General features: G+C 57.6%; 22 protein-coding genes, 3 tRNA genes and 1 pseudogene. 14 read left to right on the forward strand and 12 right to left on the reverse strand.

Annotation, left to right across the window (positions count from 1 at the left end; genetic code table 11):
• Positions 1 to 52 precede the first annotated feature (52 nt).
• A complete protein-coding gene (tnpC, locus tag AC1D2R_RS26520; RefSeq protein WP_477972036.1) occupies positions 53 to 1,705 on the forward strand; it encodes an IS66 family transposase in 1,653 nt (550 codons plus the stop codon).
• Positions 1,706 to 1,803: 98 nt separating this feature from the next.
• Here tnpC and AC1D2R_RS26525 read toward each other — a convergent pair.
• Both AC1D2R_RS26525 and AC1D2R_RS26530 read right to left on the reverse strand, forming a co-directional pair.
• Positions 1,804 to 1,945 (reverse strand): annotated as a pseudogene (locus AC1D2R_RS26525) (ATP dependent DNA ligase); the annotation flags it as partial.
• A gap of 202 nt (positions 1,946 to 2,147) precedes the next feature.
• A complete protein-coding gene (locus AC1D2R_RS26530; RefSeq protein ID WP_477972038.1) occupies positions 2,148 to 2,462 on the reverse strand; it encodes a DUF982 domain-containing protein in 315 nt (104 codons plus the stop codon).
• Positions 2,463 to 3,998: 1,536 nt separating this feature from the next.
• On the opposite strand from AC1D2R_RS26530, the gene AC1D2R_RS26535 reads away from it, so the two are divergent.
• The gene (locus AC1D2R_RS26535; RefSeq protein ID WP_477972040.1) at positions 3,999 to 4,145 is read left to right on the forward strand and encodes a hypothetical protein; all 147 of its coding nucleotides are present in this window, start codon (positions 3,999 to 4,001) and stop codon (positions 4,143 to 4,145) included.
• A 62-nt stretch (positions 4,146 to 4,207) separates the two neighbouring features.
• Here the strand turns inward: AC1D2R_RS26535 and AC1D2R_RS26540 are convergent, their stop codons facing one another.
• A complete protein-coding gene (locus AC1D2R_RS26540; protein WP_477972163.1) occupies positions 4,208 to 4,441 on the reverse strand; it encodes a hypothetical protein in 234 nt (77 codons plus the stop codon).
• Positions 4,442 to 4,445: 4 nt separating this feature from the next.
• Positions 4,446 to 4,814, reverse strand: a complete 369-nt coding sequence (locus AC1D2R_RS26545) for a hypothetical protein (protein ID WP_477972042.1) — start codon at positions 4,812 to 4,814, stop codon at positions 4,446 to 4,448.
• A gap of 784 nt (positions 4,815 to 5,598) precedes the next feature.
• Between AC1D2R_RS26545 and AC1D2R_RS26550 the strand changes: the two genes are divergently transcribed.
• Both AC1D2R_RS26550 and AC1D2R_RS26555 read left to right on the forward strand, forming a co-directional pair.
• Positions 5,599 to 5,922, forward strand: coding sequence for a hypothetical protein (locus tag AC1D2R_RS26550; protein ID WP_477972044.1), 324 nt, complete (start codon positions 5,599 to 5,601; stop codon positions 5,920 to 5,922).
• Between the two features lie 144 nt (positions 5,923 to 6,066).
• Positions 6,067 to 6,321: a DUF982 domain-containing protein gene (locus AC1D2R_RS26555; protein ID WP_477972046.1), complete on the forward strand. Its 255-nt coding sequence runs from the start codon at positions 6,067 to 6,069 to the stop codon at positions 6,319 to 6,321.
• Here AC1D2R_RS26555 and AC1D2R_RS26560 read toward each other — a convergent pair.
• Complete coding sequence (locus AC1D2R_RS26560) at positions 6,207 to 6,545, reverse strand: hypothetical protein (RefSeq protein WP_477972169.1); 339 nt, start codon at positions 6,543 to 6,545, stop codon at positions 6,207 to 6,209. The genes AC1D2R_RS26555 and AC1D2R_RS26560 overlap by 115 nt on opposite strands.
• Positions 6,546 to 6,834: 289 nt before the next feature.
• Positions 6,835 to 7,125, reverse strand: coding sequence for an MT-A70 family methyltransferase (locus AC1D2R_RS26565; RefSeq protein WP_477972048.1), 291 nt, complete (start codon positions 7,123 to 7,125; stop codon positions 6,835 to 6,837).
• A gap of 130 nt (positions 7,126 to 7,255) precedes the next feature.
• Here AC1D2R_RS26565 and AC1D2R_RS26570 point away from each other — a divergent pair, with 130 nt between their 5' ends.
• Positions 7,256 to 7,501, forward strand: coding sequence for a DUF982 domain-containing protein (locus AC1D2R_RS26570; RefSeq protein WP_477972050.1), 246 nt, complete (start codon positions 7,256 to 7,258; stop codon positions 7,499 to 7,501).
• A gap of 499 nt (positions 7,502 to 8,000) precedes the next feature.
• Here the strand turns inward: AC1D2R_RS26570 and AC1D2R_RS26575 are convergent, their stop codons facing one another.
• Positions 8,001 to 8,174: a hypothetical protein gene (locus AC1D2R_RS26575; protein ID WP_477972052.1), complete on the reverse strand. Its 174-nt coding sequence runs from the start codon at positions 8,172 to 8,174 to the stop codon at positions 8,001 to 8,003.
• Positions 8,175 to 8,553: 379 nt separating this feature from the next.
• Here AC1D2R_RS26575 and AC1D2R_RS26580 point away from each other — a divergent pair, with 379 nt between their 5' ends.
• The gene (locus AC1D2R_RS26580; RefSeq protein ID WP_477972053.1) at positions 8,554 to 8,775 is read left to right on the forward strand and encodes a hypothetical protein; all 222 of its coding nucleotides are present in this window, start codon (positions 8,554 to 8,556) and stop codon (positions 8,773 to 8,775) included.
• 71 nt (positions 8,776 to 8,846) lie between these two features.
• Here the strand turns inward: AC1D2R_RS26580 and AC1D2R_RS26585 are convergent.
• The 3 genes from AC1D2R_RS26585 to AC1D2R_RS26595 form a co-directional block, all read right to left on the reverse strand.
• A tRNA-Arg gene (locus tag AC1D2R_RS26585) sits at positions 8,847 to 8,923 on the reverse strand.
• Between the two features lie 53 nt (positions 8,924 to 8,976).
• Entirely contained in the window at positions 8,977 to 9,282 is a 306-nt protein-coding gene (locus tag AC1D2R_RS26590) for an ETC complex I subunit (RefSeq protein WP_477972055.1), read from the reverse strand.
• 158 nt (positions 9,283 to 9,440) lie between these two features.
• The gene (locus AC1D2R_RS26595; protein WP_477972165.1) at positions 9,441 to 11,063 is read right to left on the reverse strand and encodes a phosphoethanolamine transferase; all 1,623 of its coding nucleotides are present in this window, start codon (positions 11,061 to 11,063) and stop codon (positions 9,441 to 9,443) included.
• 226 nt (positions 11,064 to 11,289) lie between these two features.
• Here AC1D2R_RS26595 and AC1D2R_RS26600 point away from each other — a divergent pair.
• From AC1D2R_RS26600 to AC1D2R_RS26610, 3 genes are all read left to right on the forward strand, one after another.
• Positions 11,290 to 11,366: transfer RNA gene (locus AC1D2R_RS26600), tRNA-Pro, on the forward strand.
• Between the two features lie 462 nt (positions 11,367 to 11,828).
• Positions 11,829 to 12,053, forward strand: coding sequence for an alkylphosphonate utilization protein (locus AC1D2R_RS26605; RefSeq protein WP_477972057.1), 225 nt, complete (start codon positions 11,829 to 11,831; stop codon positions 12,051 to 12,053).
• A 226-nt stretch (positions 12,054 to 12,279) separates the two neighbouring features.
• Positions 12,280 to 12,921 (forward strand): outer membrane protein, encoded by a 642-nt coding sequence (locus tag AC1D2R_RS26610; protein WP_477972059.1) that lies wholly within the window; start codon positions 12,280 to 12,282, stop codon positions 12,919 to 12,921.
• Between the two features lie 58 nt (positions 12,922 to 12,979).
• On the opposite strand, the gene AC1D2R_RS26615 is transcribed toward AC1D2R_RS26610, so the two are convergent.
• Both AC1D2R_RS26615 and AC1D2R_RS26620 read right to left on the reverse strand, forming a co-directional pair.
• Complete coding sequence (locus AC1D2R_RS26615) at positions 12,980 to 13,462, reverse strand: DUF192 domain-containing protein (RefSeq protein WP_477972061.1); 483 nt, start codon at positions 13,460 to 13,462, stop codon at positions 12,980 to 12,982.
• Positions 13,462 to 14,040 (reverse strand): cold-shock protein, encoded by a 579-nt coding sequence (locus AC1D2R_RS26620; protein WP_057469034.1) that lies wholly within the window; start codon positions 14,038 to 14,040, stop codon positions 13,462 to 13,464. The genes AC1D2R_RS26615 and AC1D2R_RS26620 overlap by 1 nt, the downstream gene beginning before the upstream one ends.
• 193 nt (positions 14,041 to 14,233) lie before the next feature.
• Between AC1D2R_RS26620 and gloA the strand changes: the two genes are divergently transcribed.
• The 5 genes from gloA (at position 14,234) to AC1D2R_RS26645 (ending at position 18,345) form a co-directional block, all read left to right on the forward strand.
• The gene (gene gloA, locus AC1D2R_RS26625) at positions 14,234 to 14,674 is read left to right on the forward strand and encodes a lactoylglutathione lyase (RefSeq protein WP_477972064.1); all 441 of its coding nucleotides are present in this window, start codon (positions 14,234 to 14,236) and stop codon (positions 14,672 to 14,674) included.
• 156 nt (positions 14,675 to 14,830) lie between these two features.
• Complete coding sequence (locus tag AC1D2R_RS26630) at positions 14,831 to 15,892, forward strand: YcbK family protein (protein WP_477972066.1); 1,062 nt, start codon at positions 14,831 to 14,833, stop codon at positions 15,890 to 15,892.
• Between the two features lie 199 nt (positions 15,893 to 16,091).
• Positions 16,092 to 16,166: transfer RNA gene (locus AC1D2R_RS26635), tRNA-Glu, on the forward strand.
• Positions 16,167 to 16,352: 186 nt separating this feature from the next.
• Positions 16,353 to 16,616, forward strand: a complete 264-nt coding sequence (locus tag AC1D2R_RS26640; RefSeq protein WP_477972068.1) for a hypothetical protein — start codon at positions 16,353 to 16,355, stop codon at positions 16,614 to 16,616.
• Positions 16,617 to 16,863: 247 nt separating this feature from the next.
• Positions 16,864 to 18,345 (forward strand): DUF1254 domain-containing protein, encoded by a 1,482-nt coding sequence (locus AC1D2R_RS26645; RefSeq protein WP_477972070.1) that lies wholly within the window; start codon positions 16,864 to 16,866, stop codon positions 18,343 to 18,345.
• Positions 18,346 to 18,367 lie beyond the last annotated feature (22 nt).

An 18,367-nucleotide genomic window follows, 5' to 3' on the forward strand; every position in this document is an offset into this window, starting at 1 on the left:
GTCTTTGCATTGTTTTGTTTGGCTTTTTCGTGCTGCCTTGCTATAACGGCGCATGTCATCGCCCCTTGATCTCAGCCTGTTTCCGGACCTTCCGCCAGAGGTTGTCAAAGCCTTTGCGGCGATGCAGTTCGAGCTGTCGGTCGAGCGTGCCGCACGTCAGCATGAGCAGGCTGTGGTGGCCGAAAAGGACGCGTTCATCTCCGAGTTGAAGGAACTGATCGAGAAGCTTGAGGGGCAGGTTCACGACTACAGGCGCACGAAGTTCGGGCCGAAATCGGAAAAGCTAGATCCGGCGCAGATGGAACTGGCGCTGGAAGACCTTGAAACGGCGATCGCCGAAACACAGGCGCGGATCGCCGCCGTCGAGAAAAAGATCGAAGCCAGCACATCCGATCCGGAAAATGCCGCTCCTCACAAGGAGCGGAAGGCCCGTGCACTGCCCGAACACCTGCCGCGGGTCGAGCGCGTGATCGAGCCCGAGAGCATCGCTTGTCCCTGCGGTTGCGGCAACATGGTCCGGATCGGCGAGGACCGGACGGAACGGCTCGACCGGGTCCCGGCGCGCTACGAGGTGATCGTCACGATCCGCCCGAAATACGCCTGCCCCAAGGGTCGAACGGGCGTCGTCCAGGCCAGAGCGCCGGCGCATCTTTTGGAAGGAAGCTGGCCGACCGAAGCCCTTCTGGCTGAGATTGCCGTCTCCAAGCATTCCGAACATATGCCGCTCAACCGCCAGGCCGAGGTCATGGCGCGACACGGGGTGCCGATCGACCGCACGGTCCTTGCCGACTGGATGGGGCGCACGGGTGCTGCGATTGCACCGGTGGTGGACCATATGGCCAAGCGGCTGCTTTTGGAAAGCACGCGGCTCTATGTCGACGAGACAACAGCTCCGATACTGGATCCGGGGCGAGGCAAGACGAAGACCGGTTATCTCTGGGCCGTGTTGCGCGACGACCGCGGCTGGAATGGCTCTGCTCCGTCAGGCGTGGTGTTCCATTATCGGCCCGGGCGTAAAGGCGAATATGCCGCTGAAATCCTCGATGTCTTCAACGGTACGATCCAGGTCGATGCCTACGGTGGTTACTCTCACCTCGCCACGTCGGATCGTAACGGTGGCGATCCCTTGAAGCTGGCTTTCTGTTGGGGACATGGGCGCAGAAAGCTGATCAAGGCCGCGCCGAAGAGCGGCTCGCCCATCGTCGACGAGGCGCTGGTGCGCATCGCCGCGCTCTACAAGATCGAGGACAGTATCCGAGGCTCAGATCCCGAACATCGCCGGGCAGTTCGACAGGACCTGTCCCTTCCGCTGGTGGACGAGTTCTTCACCTGGCTCGCGGCCCAGGCTGCGCGTGTCTCACGCAAGTCCGATCTCGGCATTGCCCTGGCCTATATGCTGAAACGACAGGATGGCTTTCGGCTGTTCCTTGATGACGGCTGCGTCGATATCGATTCCAACCTGGTGGAGAACGCCATCCGTCGCCCGGCTATGAACCGCCGCAATGCGCTCTTTGCGGGCCACGATGAAGGAGGCCGCAACTGGGCCCGGTTTGCCAGCCTGATAGGCACTTGTAAAATGAACGGCGTTGAACCTTACGCCTATCTGTGCGACCTCTTCACCCGTCTCGCAAACGGCCACCTCGTCAAAGACATCGATGCCCTGATGCCTTGGGCCTATGCCGCCCGCATCAAGGCCGCACAATGAGCTCGTCAGATACTCTTCGGTGAGCTCATTTGACGGCCCGTAGATCAACCTCAGATCGCTGCAACCGAAAAATCTATGGGGCGTGGACGTCGCATACGCGGCGTCTTCCGCTTCAGGCGATCGAGAGAGTTCCGGAGCTGGAGCGCGTCGCGCTTGTTGAAGCCGGTTCCGACCGATCCAACATAGACCAGGTCATCCCTTTCGGGCGGCAGGCATCGGACTGCCAATCCCGCCGAGCGCTTACATAGAGTGCTCGTATCCGAGATGGAGGCTGACGCTCGCGGGATTAGAGGGATAGAAACCTCCACCCGGAGGATGGGCCGGCCCTGTGGTCCACTACTGGTCAATCGAGGCCTGCTCCAAGTGGGGCTGGTTCGGCTTTTCGTCGGCGGCCAGCGTCGAAACGCGCTGGTGGTGCTGGGAGAACTACCATCGCTGTTCGCTAATGCGCAGGCAATTGACCCCGTGGACGGCGTTCTTTCCGCTCCTGAACATACTCTTCCCTAACCATGAGCATTTCTGCTGCCTTGGCTGCAGCGACAAAGGCTGCCCTCGCCTGTTGTGGATCGCGGACGCCTTCCATTGCCTCAAGGCACATCTTTTGTCCAACCAGCCATTCCTTGCCGCGGTCGTCTTCTGGCCAGCGGTAAAGCAGGCTTGTCAAAAGGTCTTCAAGCGTGGAATGCCTACGCAGGGTGATACCTCTTCGTCGTTCAACCGCAACCAAAACTTCCCGGATTGATATGTTTACGGACATCGGAATCCTCCAGCCCGAATCAGATGAGGACTCATTCTCACCAGTCAAGTCACGGATATTAGTTTTTGCTAATTATTCGAGTCCACTGCCTACGGAACTAACAACGCCCAAAGAAGTTATATTTTTGGATCGTGTCGATTGGAAACTCCTATTCACTCCATTGCAACCCGCAGCATGTTGCCGATGCGATCCACCATCTTCGAAGAAAATAGCCTCCTCCCGATCAAGAAGAGCCTGCTTGCCAGCGGATGTTAGGACTTCGGTCCGCCACCCTTCAGCGACCGAGCGTTTGGCAGCTCAGGCCTCTGCTGCCAAATCTGAGCCAAGGAATGACGACGGATCGTCCTCTGATTCCACCACTGCAAAATCCAAAATAACTAGCGTTCCCACACTCGCTAGAGGAGGTTGAGCAAAAATGACCGGGGCGATTTCATCGGCACGACGAGCCGCCGACATCAGATGACTAGATGACTTGGCGAAATGTCAGCGGGTCCTTGAAGCCTATTGTCGGGAGAATGACGTCGTGTTGGCGTTGGAGGAACCCAACCGTGTCGCGGCGATCATCATCGAGCTCTCTCAACATTGCGTCAGAGATGAAAAACAGCTGCGCGCACTGGTGGCTGCAGCGCGTGGCCTCATTCAAAAACCAGGAACCAAGGCTGCGGCATAAGCGCTTTTTGAGCGCATGCCGCATGCCAACTGACCCGCCAACACTGCGGGGCTTTCTTTGGACATTAGCGTTCAGTGTGTTCTAGCCGAGGGGTCGGTCGGGCGGCATACCTTGTGAACGTAGTCCGACAAGATAGGGTCGTCAGCTAGGCACTCTTGAAACCTCCACTCGTCCAGTCGTCCTAGTCGGTAGGCTTCCAGGAGACGTCTCTGTTCATTCGTCAACGGGGGGAGATACATCGTAGCCGGCGGGGCTTGGCGCGGCTGAGAGTCGCTTTCCGACGTCTTTTCGGATTCGGGTATGTGAGATGTCATGAGGCTTCCTCCTTCCGACGGAAACGTACAGGGCAATTCAGTTCCGTTTCGCTGATGCCGTACTCGCATGTTCCGCAGCTGAGTTTTGTTGCAATCTCATTAGAGAGCCCTAATGAACTCTAGTCAAGGAGGATCGACCCATGCCCGCTCCTCGGAACCCCTGCCGTCGTTGTCCGTTTACGCCATACTAGCTGGCATTCAGATCGTAAAAACAACGCTAAGGGAGTACGGAGGAGGAAACAATGGTCGTCTTATCGATTGGTCTTTCGGTTATGATATTCGCAATCGCAGGCGTGATTGTGGTTTACTACTGACCAGAGCGGTCCTTTTCGATGCGGTCGAGCCGATCTTGTGGGTTCTGTCGCCACCGCTCTTGACGAAGTTGCGATCGAGCTCCTCCCGCGGGGACCATCCTGTCGCGCACTTGAAGGACGAAGTCATCCAGCCTTCTCGGTGAGGCAACGCCTCGATCTGGTTACACACATCAGCTTGCCATTGCGTAGGATTTAAACGAGTATTCGGGCTCTGGCCCGCCAATGATAGGACAATGCCATGCCTCAGAAATATCTTTTGGCCGCCATCGCTATAGCGCTGTTGACCCTTTCGGGGTGCGCAACCACCGGTGCTGCAGGCAACACAACCTACGCAACCCCAGCAGGGATAGGCCCAGTTCGCGGCGGCAACAACAACTTCTACTAGGTCAATCTCGAGGCGTTGCCCCGAATTGAAATGGCAGGCCAGCCTGTCGACCTTGTGGGCGACTAATGCTCAGCTTTGAAAGAGACGAGCCTGTCATATGAGAGCGGCCGGGAAATTACCCAGCCCTGTCCATGGCAGTGGTTAGGCGCGGAAGCGAAATAGGAATATTGGGTATCGGTCTCGATACTCTCGACGACAACCCGAAGGCCGAGTGCGGTCGCCATTTCCAAAATCTGTGGCACAATCGACACCGTTACGGAACCCGTACCAACGCTGTTAGTGAACGCCCTGTGCAGCTTGTCAAGTCTTGGAGATACGCCCGACTCGAGTAGCCCGTGCCAAAATCATCGAGATACACCGGATGGCACAATGCGCGCAGCCTGGCAATCGCAGAGACAGCGATATCAGGCCGGGCCGCTCGGTCAGTTCGAGGCCAATCTGTTCCCTGGCGATACCCGAAGCATCGAACGTCTGCTCAAGAACTGCGCAGAAGTTTGGATCGCTCAAATCGGCGGCAACGATGTTCACCGTGATGACCAATTCACGATGGTCGCGCAGCAGCGGTCCCGCGATATGGAGCACATGCCGGTCCGGCAACGCCAAGCGCACCTGCCAACAAGCCGGCGAGCAAGCAGACCAGGATTGCATTTCTATCGAGAAGGCGAGCAAAGTGTTTCATGCCGTCGCAGCCTCCGCCTTTGGCGGACATAGTGGCATTTATTTCTGAATTCGTTAATGTGCCTATCATGGCATCCGAACGGTGCGGCTTACTTAAGGCGTAACGGGGACCGACCTGATAGGACGAATTTCGATGCCACAGGAAGGGAAGTCAAAAGGCTCCCCGGAGGCAACAACCTTTGGCTTCCCTTCCGATCAGGATGTGGGGAGAGCCTCAAGCCTTCTTCCGCCTGCCTTCCTCGACGCCTCCTATTGCCCTTTTCAAGACGCTTGATCAACGCCTCGAGGTCCGGGCTATCGGGGTCATGGAAGGGCTTGGCGTCCGCCTCCAGCCAGTGCATGTCGTGCTTGGCTGCAGGTGTTCTAACCTTATCCAAATCAGTAGCTGAATTCGGCATAATTGGCGACACCCTACTCCAGTCAGGCTATTGTAACGATTGAGGAAATTTAATCAGCACGCTCGAAATGCTTTGAAATTCATTTTGAAGCATGCGCTCTGCGGTCGTACGAACCGCCCTGTCTTCTGCCAGATATCACGGAATGAACCACTGATGCGAGGGCCGCGAAGCACATCTCTGGCCCGGGTGGCATCCGGTGAACGCAAGCCTGTCGGCCATTGATTACGTTGGTCGGCTGCAGCGATGGCAGGTTTCGGAGCCACAGGCAGGTGCGCTTCACTTCAGGATGACCGAACTGCCAAGGCTGGACGCTCTGCCCGAACTCCTCATAGTTCTGGATCCGCTCCTTGGCGTGCGTGTGCATGACGGAATTCTCGATGCAGACGCGATCGATCGGAGCGTTCCAAAAAGTGGAGAAGAGCTCGGCGCTTTCGTGTAGCTCTGCCCACATCTCCTCGATCGAGCGGCCGGGCGGCGGGACCGACAGCCAGCGGACGCCGCTGTTGCAGAGCCTGCTGCATGGTGGGTGCGCGACCATGAGCATGTCCCAGCCGTCATTGGTAGTCGCGTGCATCGCCACGGATATGGCGGTTACTGCCGTCTTCGGTCGGGAGGAGATCGCAGGACCAGGTATCATGGCCGCGCTCGAGGGAGGCGTTGCGGACCGTGCCGGAGAACTCGCAGGCGACGAGAATGCGTAGCGATCGTGTGGAGCTGCACCGAGAAGCTTAATTGAAAGAAATGTGCCTCATTGCCGTCACCTCAATCGACAATCGAGGTGTTGAACAAGGAGGCTCACATCTTACATCTCTAAGAACGGCTCGTTGCAAACATGGAGGTGTGCCATGCACACAAACAGCACCGCCGAGGTCCGATGGGCTGCACCTGTGGCCATACGCATCGGCAAACGCCCATCTGAGTTCATTCACGGCCCCGCAGAGGCCATAGACTATCTGGAGCACAGGTGGCCATTGCATGACGGCCCTCACCTTGACGCCGCTAAACGGCGTTGCGTTGAGGCGATGAACCATATGGCGCATATCGAAAATGCACGAGAGGCCTTTATAGCTGCGGCCGCAGAAGCCCATGTGTTGAAGTAAAAACGCCGCCAGAGGAATCCTCTCACGTCGAATTGCTGCTTGAAATCAGGTCCGTAGCCGGTCGTCGCGCCGGTCAAGCGGACCGCTCGACGGCGCGGGAATTCGTTCTCGCGGGATAGGGCGAGGATATGCTCGGCCTTGCCTGTCACCTCGTTCATCGCCGCTTCCCAGATCCCGTAGTCCTCGGTGCCCTGCTCTGGCTCCATGGCCGCGGGATTGTTCACGGTGGTTGTTCAAGCGGCTTCTCCGAATTTCCCGGCTTCGTTTCCGAAGTGGTCCCAGCCTGGGCGATTGGTGTGGGAGACGTTCGAGGCGGCGCGCCTTCGGCATGAGCTTCTCCGCTGCGTGTATGCTTCCTCTGGCTACCGGGAATGCTCGAGAGCGAGACCGGCGAACCCGGATCGGACAGACTTTGAGGTCTTCGGCTTGCGGTGCGTCCGATCAACAAAGGCTCATTGCTCGAACGAAGGACATAGCCAGTCCGGAAGGCAATCTTCCCGTGAACGGTTGTCTTCAGCCACTGCCCTGCGCCAGCATTGGGTTCGTCGCCCACATCCAGTGGATGCAGTGCTCCTTGCAGAGATCTAGAACCGGGAACGCCTTGATCTCGTCGAGCGACATCACCGAGTAGCGAGCCTGAGCCGACTTGCCCTCGCCCTTGCTAGAGAACAGCGAGAAGCTCCACGCGAAGTCGGAGATGATGCAATCGTAGGAGTGAAGCTGCAGATCGCCCCATGGCCACTTGAAGAGCCTCGTGTGACCGCTCCGCCGCAACGAAGCTGCCGGAAATGTCCGATTCAGCAATCGAGCGGGATTTCCACTTGTCTAGGACTTTGGTCCAACGCACCCACGCCGAGAACCTGTCATATTTGCTGTTCCGCTTGGAATAGACTGACCGTCGTGTAGGCGAGTTTGGGGCTGAAAGATTATCGGTATGCAGAGAATTTGGGGAAAGCCCGTAACTATCGCCTTGGGAGAACCTAGAGAGTGGGTTGTAATTCACAACACTCATGCCGCCACATTGGCGCTGGTCGAAGAGTGGCCACAAAACGAGGGACCGGCTCTCAAACGCGCTTGCCTCGTGTGCGCCAGCGTTTTGACCGGTAAGCGCACACCAGACGAAGCGCGACAAGCCTTCGTTGAGGCGGCAATAGAAGCCGAAATTCCGATACTGGACTGAGGTCCCGCCGCGCTCCTCTTTTGCTCATTGGCGCCAGTGCGCGGGTCGATGAACCGTTGCTGCATCCATTTCATTTCGGGGATTGCGCAGTTGTGCCAGCAGCGCCGATCGCCTCGGCCGCATCCCTGTGCTCCGCCTTGGTGTTCGGAAGAACGATGTTCTCGCGTTGGGCGTACTCGATGGCTAGGTCTTTCCAGTCGTTGCCTTCAGGTGGCTTGATGCCCTTGCCGAAATAGACAGGACGCCAAGAGGTGGCGGCGATGGTGCACTAAGGGATGTTGCGGATCTGGCGGTCGGCCCATTCGAAGCCGAGCGCCTCGACAGCTATCGCCGCGGTACACCGAACAGAAAGACCGCCTGCTTGTCCGCAAGTGGTTCGCGATCATCGGTCTAGTCCTGAAGAACTGCGACACGCCTTGGAAGAACCAGGATCAAGCGCACGAGGCAATCAAGCTCGCACTCGGCATTGTCAATCTGTCCGAGACGGTCGGCGGCCACTTCATGTCCTATCGAAAACCCTGGCAGAGATCCTGAACTCCAGGAAGCGCTCGAACAGATGACCGAGCTCGTCAGCCATGTGACCGGCGTAGACGTCGCCACGCTCCGCAAGGAAACCGCTCAAGTCGTAGACGAAGGAACGATTGATCCGTACAGTAGCAAGATCAACGAACATGAGACAGCCGAATCCGGCGTATCTCTCCCGCCGGACGTAGACGAGGCGCGGCCATCTGCTGCTTCGTCTGTCGAGGGATCAGAGCCGTCCCCCTCTGATCCCTCCTCACTCACCGAGCGCGAAATTCTGATCCAGTGCTCGCGCGATGTGCTGCCGATGGCTGCTGATACCCACACACCGCCGGCATCGCTTGCCGCGATCGAGAAGCAGTACGCGGCGGACGAGTTCAAGAAGCTGAGCGACGACGGGATCAAGAAGGCTCGGGCGATCAGCGCTTCAATGCGTGCAGTTGCCAACACGCCGGGAAAGCTGGAACGGTCCTTGAGCACCACCACGCCCATGTGCTGGAATGCACGGTCGAGGAGTTGGGAGGGGAGCCATGAGCCGCTCTGTCATCGAATGGATCGGCCGCACCGACAAGTCCAAAGTACCGGACAGAGTGCGCATTCGCGTCTTCGAGCGCCACGGGAACAAGTGCTACCTAACCGGCCGCGAGATCCGACCTAGTGACAAATGGGAGATCGAGCATGTTGTCTCACTGATCCCCTGGGATGCGGTCATTCTGCGGATGGAAAAGAACACTGAGGGAATGGATTTGTAAACGGCCAAGAAAAAAGCTGTAAGCGGAGTCAAAAGCAGCGACGAAAACACCACATAAGTGCTTGAAATTGTTGGCGACCCCTGCAGGAATCGAACCTGCGACAACCTGCTTAGAAGGCAGGTGCTCTATCCAGCTGAGCTAAGGGGCCGCATAACCGATGCGAATTTGCACATCGGATAAGCTATCTCGCCTGAACGCGGATCAGTGCGTCCAAGGCTGGGTCCGCGTATAGCGGAAATTATCGGGATAGGCCACCGTCTGTCGCTGCGGATCCTTCGGCGCGATCACGCGGTATTCGACGCCGTTGCGCTTGGCATAGGCTTCGGCGAGCTCCTGCGTTTCGAAGGCCAGCTTCACCTGCTGACGCATGTCCGACGATGAGGTGTAGCCCATGATCGGATCGATCGTACGAGGCGTCTCCTGATCGAACTCGAGCACCCAAACATGGGTCTTTGCCTTGCCGGACTGCATGGCGGTCTTGGCTGGACGGTAGATCTTGGCAGACATTGCTGCAACGCCTCCGAATTAGGGCTTTCGCATTCAATTTCATCTTGCCCCGTCTCAGGGGGCGTCTCCAGCGCATGTTCGCACCAGGAGATGAATTTTGCTTAGCCTCGAATCCCTTTCTTTTCAAGAAAAAAGCCGAGGCCGTCATGCTGCTTGCTTCAGCCCCTCGGCGTCGCCTGAGCGACCGTGTCTCCTGGCTTCCGGCACCGCGCGAAGAGATCGAGTTTCGGATCGTAGACCGATGTCGCGATGTCCATCAGCCCGAGAACGCTGTGGAAGAAGTTGTCGTGCGAGGCGGGCTCCGCGGCATTGGCGGCAAGGCAGGCCGTGTCGATGCCCGAGGCAGCGCTGAAATCGGGAGAAATCCAGGCGATAATCGGAATGCGCGTCTGCTCGGCAGGGGCGATGATATAGGGCGCCCCGTGAAGATAGAGGCCGTTCTCGCCAAGCGATTCGCCGTGATCCGATATGTAGAGCATGCTTGCGGAAATCGCACCTTCGTGCTGCTTTAGCGTGTCGATGACCTTTGCAACGACGTGATCGGTAAAGAGGATTGTATTGTCGTAGGCATTGACGATCTCCTCCGGCTCGCAGGCTCCGAATTCGGCTGTCCGGCAATCCGGCGTAAAGCGACGGTAGTCATCGGGATAGCGCCGGTAGTATGCCGGTCCATGGCTCCCGAGCTGATGCAGAACAAGCACGCTGTCGCTCTTCACGTTCGAAAGCCAGTCATCGAGTTTGTCGAGCAGTACAGTATCCAGGCACTCGCCGTCGGTGCAGAAGCGGGGATCGGCGGCATCGGGCAGGAAGCGATAGGGAATGCGGTTGGCAACACCGTAGCTGCCGGTGTCGTTGTCCCACCACTCGATCTGCACCTTGGCATGACCCAGAATATCCGTGAGATTGTCTGTCTCCAGACCCTTGCGATGGGTGTATTCGCGCCTGGGATAGACGGAATACATGCACGGCAGCGATACGGCGGTCGCGGTGCCGCAACTCGTCGCATTCGAGAAATAGACGACGCCCCTCGCCTTCATTTCCGGGTTGGTCTCGCGTGGATAGCCGCCGAGGGAAAAGTTCTGCGCGCGGCCGGTCTCACCGGCAACGATGACAGTCACCCGCGGCTTGCCGTTCGCGCTTGCAGAGCGCTGGTGGGCATCGGTACCTAGTGGCCGGCGGACGATGTTGCGATCTTCCTCGGACGCAAAGACAAAACGAGCGGCACTGCTGATCGGAAGGAATGGATTGAGCGTCAGCATGATGTCCTTATGCAGTCGGCCAACCGACGCATAGGTCTGCGAAAAGCCGAGCCCCGCAGCAACAAAGACTGCAAGACACGGAATGACGACGGCAGTGTTCCAGACGAATTTCTTGACCAACGGTTTATGAGCCACCTTTACCCAGAGGATGAAAAGCGACGGCAATATGCCCGACAGAAACATATGAAGCAGGAACGCCGGCGTCATCAGATGCGCCGACTCGGCCTGCGTGGTCACCGAAGCATTACGAATCATCTCCTTGTCGATGATCACACCGAACTGATCGGTGAACCACGATGAGACAACCGCAGCCATTATAAAGAAGATCAAGGCAGGCTTGATGACGTATTTTGCCGAGAATGTTATCATCGCAGCGATCGTGATCGCAGCGATAGCGATGACAAATGCCACAAAAGCGGCAGGCGTCAACGAGAGATATCCGTACGCCCGGAGCCAGAAGGTTTGGTTCGCGACAACGAGGATGTAAACCGCAGTTAGTACCGACAGGGTAACACTACCCATGCGCGGCCGCAGGCTCCGGCGAGGAGCCGATACGACGATATCTTCCAATATGCTCTCCACGTGAAAGCTGAGCGCGTCCAGAAAGGACAACGACATTAATCATGACGGCAATGTCATCCTTTCCTGACAGGCACCTGAAGCACCAAGCGGACCGCCAAGCGTGGACAGACGATTTTTGTTATTGCGGGTTAGGAACGAACCGTGTATTGCCCTCATCCATCGGCCACGGAGTGTAGCGCAGTCTGGTAGCGCATCTGGTTTGGGACCAGAGGGTCGGGAGTTCGAATCTCTCCACTCCGACCACCGACATCTAGTTGAAAAAGCTAGAAAAACCCCACACAAAACATCGTAGAGAACGCCCGCGTGAGAGCGCGGCGAACCAGTCTCATCGGCGTCTGCCCGACCTACGTGCTCTGCCGTCAGAGCAAAAATTGCACCGTAGCCGAGATCCCGACCAAGGCAGCGATTACGAGGATGATCGACCACCCATCGGCAGTCTTTGGAGACGCAAGCGGTTTTGCCGCTGCCGATAATCGCGGGTTCCCCTTGTGCCGTGGTGACAAAGCGACCCGAATCGACACGATCATGAATTTGTAGGCTGGACCTTCAAAAACTGGACGGGTGGCCGTGCATTAGATTTCAGCCTTGCCTGCAACGGACTCCGGGTTGATGCTGTGGCCCGGCGCGGAGAATGCGCATCCGGGGCCCGCGAAGTTTAGGAGGGCCGCCCAACTGCCTGGCTGAAAGCCCACAACGAGGAAAACAATGACCGACGACACCATCGTAAAAGACAGTAACGGTGCACAACTGAGCGATGGCGATTCCGTCACTCTGATCAAGGATCTGAAGGTCAAGGGCACCTCCGAAACGATCAAACGGGGCACCATGGTGAAAAATATACGGCTCACCGGAAATCCGGGCGAGATCGAATGCAACACCAAACAGGTCAAGGGCTTGGTGCTGAAGACCGAGTTTCTCAAGAAGGCTTAGGCGCAGCGCCGCCAGCTATTCATCTCGCCGCACTGTATCGACCTGTCAGACGCCTCCCAAGCGCCTGACAGGTCATTTTTCGTTCACGGCTGCCATCTGGTCGTCCGGTCAATCTCGCCTGAGATATCTCCAGTAAAAACGAGGTGCAGTAGAAACAACTTATTAAGGATGCAACCTTATATTTACCATATCAGATCGCATTTGATTAACCCTATTGGGAGTGCCAATGAAGTCCTTGCATGCATATGCCGCGCTGACGGCGCTCGCGTTCACTCTTCCGGCCCATGGCGCCGACCTGACGGAAGTGCCGGTGGAACTGGCCGCCCCCGCTCCGCTTTTTAGCTGGACGGGCGGCTACGGCGGTCTGCGCGGTGGGATAGGCTTTGCCAATGCCGATTTCAAAGTCCAGGGACTATATGACGCTTCTGCACACTATGATGGGGGCCAGATAGGCGGCTTCCTCGGTGCCAACTACCAGATGGACAGCATCGTCGTCGGTATCGAAGGTGATCTCTCCTACGACTGGAACGAGAGAGATTCGGATTTCCTCGGCACCGGCTCCAGGGTTGGGACGGATATGTCGGGATCGGTGGTCGGCCGCGTCGGTTATGCGCTGGATCGCGCCTTGCTGTTTGCAACCGCAGGCTGGACGGCAACGCGCGCCTATACCGAGATTGCAGGCGATGACAAGGACAGCGATACAATCAACGGCTGGACTGTCGGCGCGGGACTGGATTACGCGTTCACCGACACCGTCTTTGGTCGCGGAGAATATCGCTACAACGACTACGGCAGCAAAACCATTCGGGGAACGGAGGTCGATCTCGACCAGAGCGTCGTTTCCGCCGGCATCGGCGTCAAATTCTGAATACCTGCAGCAGTGGATGGCACCGCCCCTCATTCGGGCGGCCATTTCTGAACGGTGGCTATCTCTTTTTCGTGGTCGTCGCGCTCATGACCTTGTCACCGGGTTTGATGCCGAGTTTCGCTGTCGCGCCGGCATTGAGCTCGATGACGTACTTTACCTCTACGACCGAATCGATGATGTCCTCGGAATAGGGCACGGCGTTCTCTTTGATGCCGCGGATTGTCCCCGTCGAATCGACGAAAAGCATATCGAGCGGTAGAACGGTGTTTTCCATCCACATCTGCACGCGCCGCGAACTACCGAAATCGAAGATCATTCCGGCGTCTTCCGCCATCTCCTTCCGATACATCAGACCGCGCTGGCGTAACTCGTTGGTATCGGCGATCTCGACCGTAAAATTCAGCTTCTTGCCGGTCGCGGTCTGGATGATCAGCGGCTCCCGGTCGAACTTCATGGGCTGCTGCGCAGCAACCGGAAGCGCGACGATGAAAAAAAGCGCCGCGAGGGCGCTTATGATCTTATGGGAGAACAACACGCGCATCAGTGCGCACGGCTGACCGGGCTTGGAACGTCCGGATGGATCTCCGCCGCCATCAGGCCCTTGTCGCCATCGCCGTAACGCACCAGAACAACTTGTCCCGGGCGCAGCTCGGTCAGACCGAATCGACGCAGCGTTTCCATGTGAACGAAGATGTCCTCGGTCCCCTCGCCTCGCGTCAGGAAACCGAACCCCTTCGTCCGGTTGAACCACTTGACCAGAGCGCGTTCCAGCCCGCTCGTCGCCGTGACCTGCACATGCGTGCGAACGGGGGGCAACTGCGAGGGATGTACCGCTGTTGACTGATCCATCGAAAGTATCTTGAACGCCTGATAGCCACGGTCCCGGCGCTGGATGAGAGCGACGATGCGTGTCCCCTCCAGGATGGTCTGGTAACCGTCGCGGCGCAGGCAGGTCACATGGAGGAGAACATCCTGCATGCCATTGTCAGGGACGATGAAGCCAAACCCCTTGGCGACGTCGAACCACTTGACAATACCAGTAATTTCAATGAGTTCGACCGCTTCTCCCGCGAGTTGATCGAGGTCGGTGAATTCCTTTGATGAAATTCTGTCAGCCATTTCGCCAGCCCCTCAATACGCGTCACACTGTTACGGTTAACTGATTCTTGAGATCAAGATTAACATGTTGGTAACGGATTAGCGCAAGCCCTACTTTTCGATTATTTCCAAGTGCCAATCATACCCCAGTGTCTTGCCCGAAGCTGACGTTCCGCCACATAACAAATGTCGCCGCATTTAGAGAGGAAACAGTATGCGTTATCTCCACACCATGGTCCGCGTGAAGGATCTGGATGCCTCCCTTCGCTTTTACACAACCCTGTTCGGCCTGGAGGAAATCCGCCGCTCGGAGAACGAAAAAGGCCGCTTCACCCTTGTCTTTCTCGCTGCCCCCGGCGACAAGGGCGACGCTGGCGCCAAGGGCGCCCCGTGCCTGGAACTCACCTATAATTGGGATACAGAAGACTACACGGGCGGCCGCAACTTCGGCCACCTCGCCTACGAGGTCGACGATATCTACGCAACCTGCCAGAAACTGATGGACAGCGGCGTCGCCATCAATCGTCCGCCCCGCGACGGCCACATGGCCTTTGTGCGCTCGCCGGATGGAATCTCGATCGAGATTCTGCAGAAGGGCGGCAGCCTGCCGGCAGCCGAACCCTGGGCATCGATGGGCAACACGGGCGCCTGGTAGGTCGAGGCTTTTGCGAGGCTTGCGGCTTTTGCGATTTCGGGAAACTGCGCCCGGATCGCGCTTGCCGCACGCGGGAGCTGCGGGCAATCTCCAGCCGACTCTAGACGAATGGTGTGATGTCAGCGCCGCTCGTCTTCACTTTTGGAGAATGCTCGCTTGCTCGCTGTTGAAAAGCGCACGCTCATTGGGGCTGCCCTTCTGCTCGCCACATCGACCCTGATGCTGAGCGGCTGCGTGTCTGACAAGAAGACAGCAGACGCGGCACCATTGGCGGGACCGGTCGATCCTGCCTTGGGACAAAAAGCTGCTGCCTCAAATGCGGCCGCAAAGCCAGGATATCGGGATCCCATGATATCCAACGTCTCCGGCGCACAGGCCGCCGGTTCGGACCAACCGTCGAGCGCACAGCCGATGAGCGCCGGTTCGGCCACCTCGGCTCCAGCCAATATCGGCGGTCTGGCGATGCAATCGACGGGAATCAACGCGCAGGCAATGAGCATCTTCTCGGTCCGCACGATGCCGCAGAACAACCCGACCTCGACCCTACTCGATTCCGGCGGCAATGCCTACGCGCCGGTCGGCGTGAGCCCTGCCCGATCCAGCGTCTACAGTAGCCAGTTGCCGCCTGAACAAACACCCCACGGCCAGGTCGTTCTCCCGCAGCAATCGTCGCACAACACCATCACTCAAACAGCGCCCGTGAAGGCGGCATCGCTGGCAACAGGCGCGCTTCCAGGGCAGACGATGAACGCGCTTTACAGCGCGCCGAAGCAAAACCTTCTCGGCAGCCTGTCCGGCCTGCTTCAGAAAGCATCGATGCCTGGCATGACACGCATCGCGCCGAATGGATTGCATGTGCAGAACGACAAGGTCGAGGTCGGCTGCTTCAAGCCCGACCTGATGAACGTCATCAAGGCCGTCGAGGGGCATTTCGGCAAGCCGGTCGTCGTCACCTCGGGCTATCGCGATCCGGAACACAATCGCATGGTCGGCGGCGCCGAAGAATCGATGCACAAGAGCTGCGATGCAGCCGACATTCAGGTCGACGGCATCTCCAAGTTGGACATTGCCAGCTATATCCGATCGCTGCCGGACCGCGGTGGTGTCGGCACCTACTGCCACACCGACTCCGTTCACCTCGATACCGGAAAGAACCGGGATTGGAACTGGGGCTGCGGTGACAGGGCATCTGCTGCCGAGACCGCGCGGGCGCCTTGACGTCCTCCACTGCGCCGAAGCAACGCAACGTCAGCAATACCCTTGACGTGCGAGAATTTGCGCGTAGCCAATTGATTCATTAGTGATAATCGCGATCTTGCGAGCAAGAAAAATTCCTGTCGCTTTTTTTGTAATAAAATCGAATTTGCCGCTTGCGGGATTCGGAGGGCCTGATTATAAGGGCGCCACCACGAAGGAAGCGCCCTTCGTCTATCGGTTAGGACACCAGATTTTCATTCTGGGAAGAGGGGTTCGACTCCCCTAGGGCGTGCCATTTTTCCCATTTATAATCAATATCTTATGCGCCGTCGGCGAATATTCGTTAATTATTTGAGTTTCGGGGGCAAGCCGGGGGCAACGGAATAATTATTTTTAACGGGGGCATTCCGGCTGTTGTAACAAGCGCTTACCGTTGTTATTTGCGCTTCGTCTAAAATACCGCTTGGGAGCCTTAAACGAATTGACCGCGGTCGGAACCTTTAGCGCCACGAAACTTGCGCTTGCTGCGGTCGCATTGTCATTGGCGGCAACTTCGGCAATCGCGGCGTCGTCCAACTACCGCACGCGGCCGACACTGGACGGTTTTGCTTCGGAGAAGAACGGCCGCAAGGTCGTTCACCATTATTCCCCGCGCCTTGGCGGCTATCCGTCGCCGCGTTGCTATAGCAGCGGCAAGCGGACCGATTGCTATCGGAAGCAACCGTCGCGCAGCGGGATCTATTGAACGACCTGGCAGACGACGGCTTTGCGCCATGAGCAGACGTTGTGCAGCAGTCCCTCGAAAAAACCCTTGATGGATTTGGTGGTCGTAGTCTCGCGTAACCTCTGTCGTGCGGGCTGGACGGATCGACCATCTGAAGTCGTATATTTTCTTCCTGCCAGTTGACCTTTAGGTCAATATCAGCGTCACCGCCTACATGTTACCGTCTCGGCTCTTTTGAACGGATCGCTAGATAATCGACGGGGGAATGATGAAGAACCTTAGCCTATTCGCAGCCGCAATGCTCACCACCGCCGCATTCGTCATGCCTACCGCCGTCTTCGCCGAGTCCCTGCAAGTGCCGATACCGAAGACTGCGGCAGATGTTCCGGGGCCCGTTCCCGGCAACACGATGACCAACGACTATGTCCAACTCGTTGGTCGTATGGCCTATTTCTGGGGCTACCCGCTGGTCAACGCTCATAACCGCCGCCAAGCATTTCGAGAAGCACCTGAACCCGGCCTTCTTGGAGGAGTCGTGCCTGTTGCCCCCGTCGGCTTCAACCAGATGCTGACCGGCTACGTAAACCCGGACCAGACCTTCATCGTCTGCCCCAACCAGGACGTCGCCTACGGTGCGGGCTTCACCGAGCTCGACAAGGAGCCGACCGTCATCCAGGTTCCCGACTTCGGCAAGCGTTTCTATGTCTATGCTATGTACGATCAGCGCACGGACGAAATCGGGCGGATCGGCCAGCAATACGGCACCAAGCCCGGCTTCTACATGATCGTCGGACGCAACTGGAAGGGAAAGGTGCCGAAGGGCATTGCCGGGGTCATCCGGTCCTCCACAGATCTCGTCTTCATTGTTCCGCGCATTTTCAAGGATTCCACGCCCGAAGATAGCGCAGCCGTTCAACCGGTTATCAATCAAGTCGTCATGTATCCGCTCAGCAAGTTTGACGGCAAGATGAAGATCAAGGATTACGCCAAATCCCCAGATTTCCCCGTTCCGGCAGCAGCATCAAACGCTCCTAAGGGCGAGAGCAAGTGGGTGAATCCGGAAACCTACTACGACGAACTGCCGGTGGTCATGAAGGAAGTGCCGCCGCTTCCCGGTGAGGAATCACTGTACAAATGGATCGCCTCGATCTGGGATGCAGCATCGAAGAACCCGGAGACGAAGAACGCATTGAACGCCTCGTTCGTTGCCGCTGAGAAAGAACTTATCGACCCGCTTTTTCAGTTCCAGTACAATGGCAAGCGAATTGACACAGGCTGGACGGTCCCGGCAAATGCGGCGGAATGGGGAACGGACTACCTCAATCGCACTGCCATCAGCAAATCGAGCATGTACCAGAACACCGCGGCGGAAACGCAATACAATCTGCGTGAATTCGACAGCGACGGGAACGCGTTCGATGGCGCCAAGCAGTACAGCATTACCTTCCCTAAGGGCCAGGTTCCACCGGTAAAAGGGTTCTGGTCCCTAACTCTATACGATCAGGAGAAGTTCTTCTTTGCCAATCCGTTAGACCGCTTCTCGCTCGGCACTAAGAACAAGGACCTGAAATACGCAGACGACGGATCGTTGACCCTCTACCTCGGGGCGAAGTCGCCGGGGGCGGAGATGGAGGCAAACTGGTTACCGGCCCCCAATGGGCACTTCTCCCTGATTCTTCGGCTTTATTGGCCCGAGGCTGCTGTCCTCAATGGGAAATGGCAGCCGCCAGAGATCAAGAAGGTGAACTAGCGATCCGGTGTGGCGTCGCTGC

The sequence above is a fragment of the Rhizobium sp. P1_C7 genome (genome assembly GCF_056406295.1).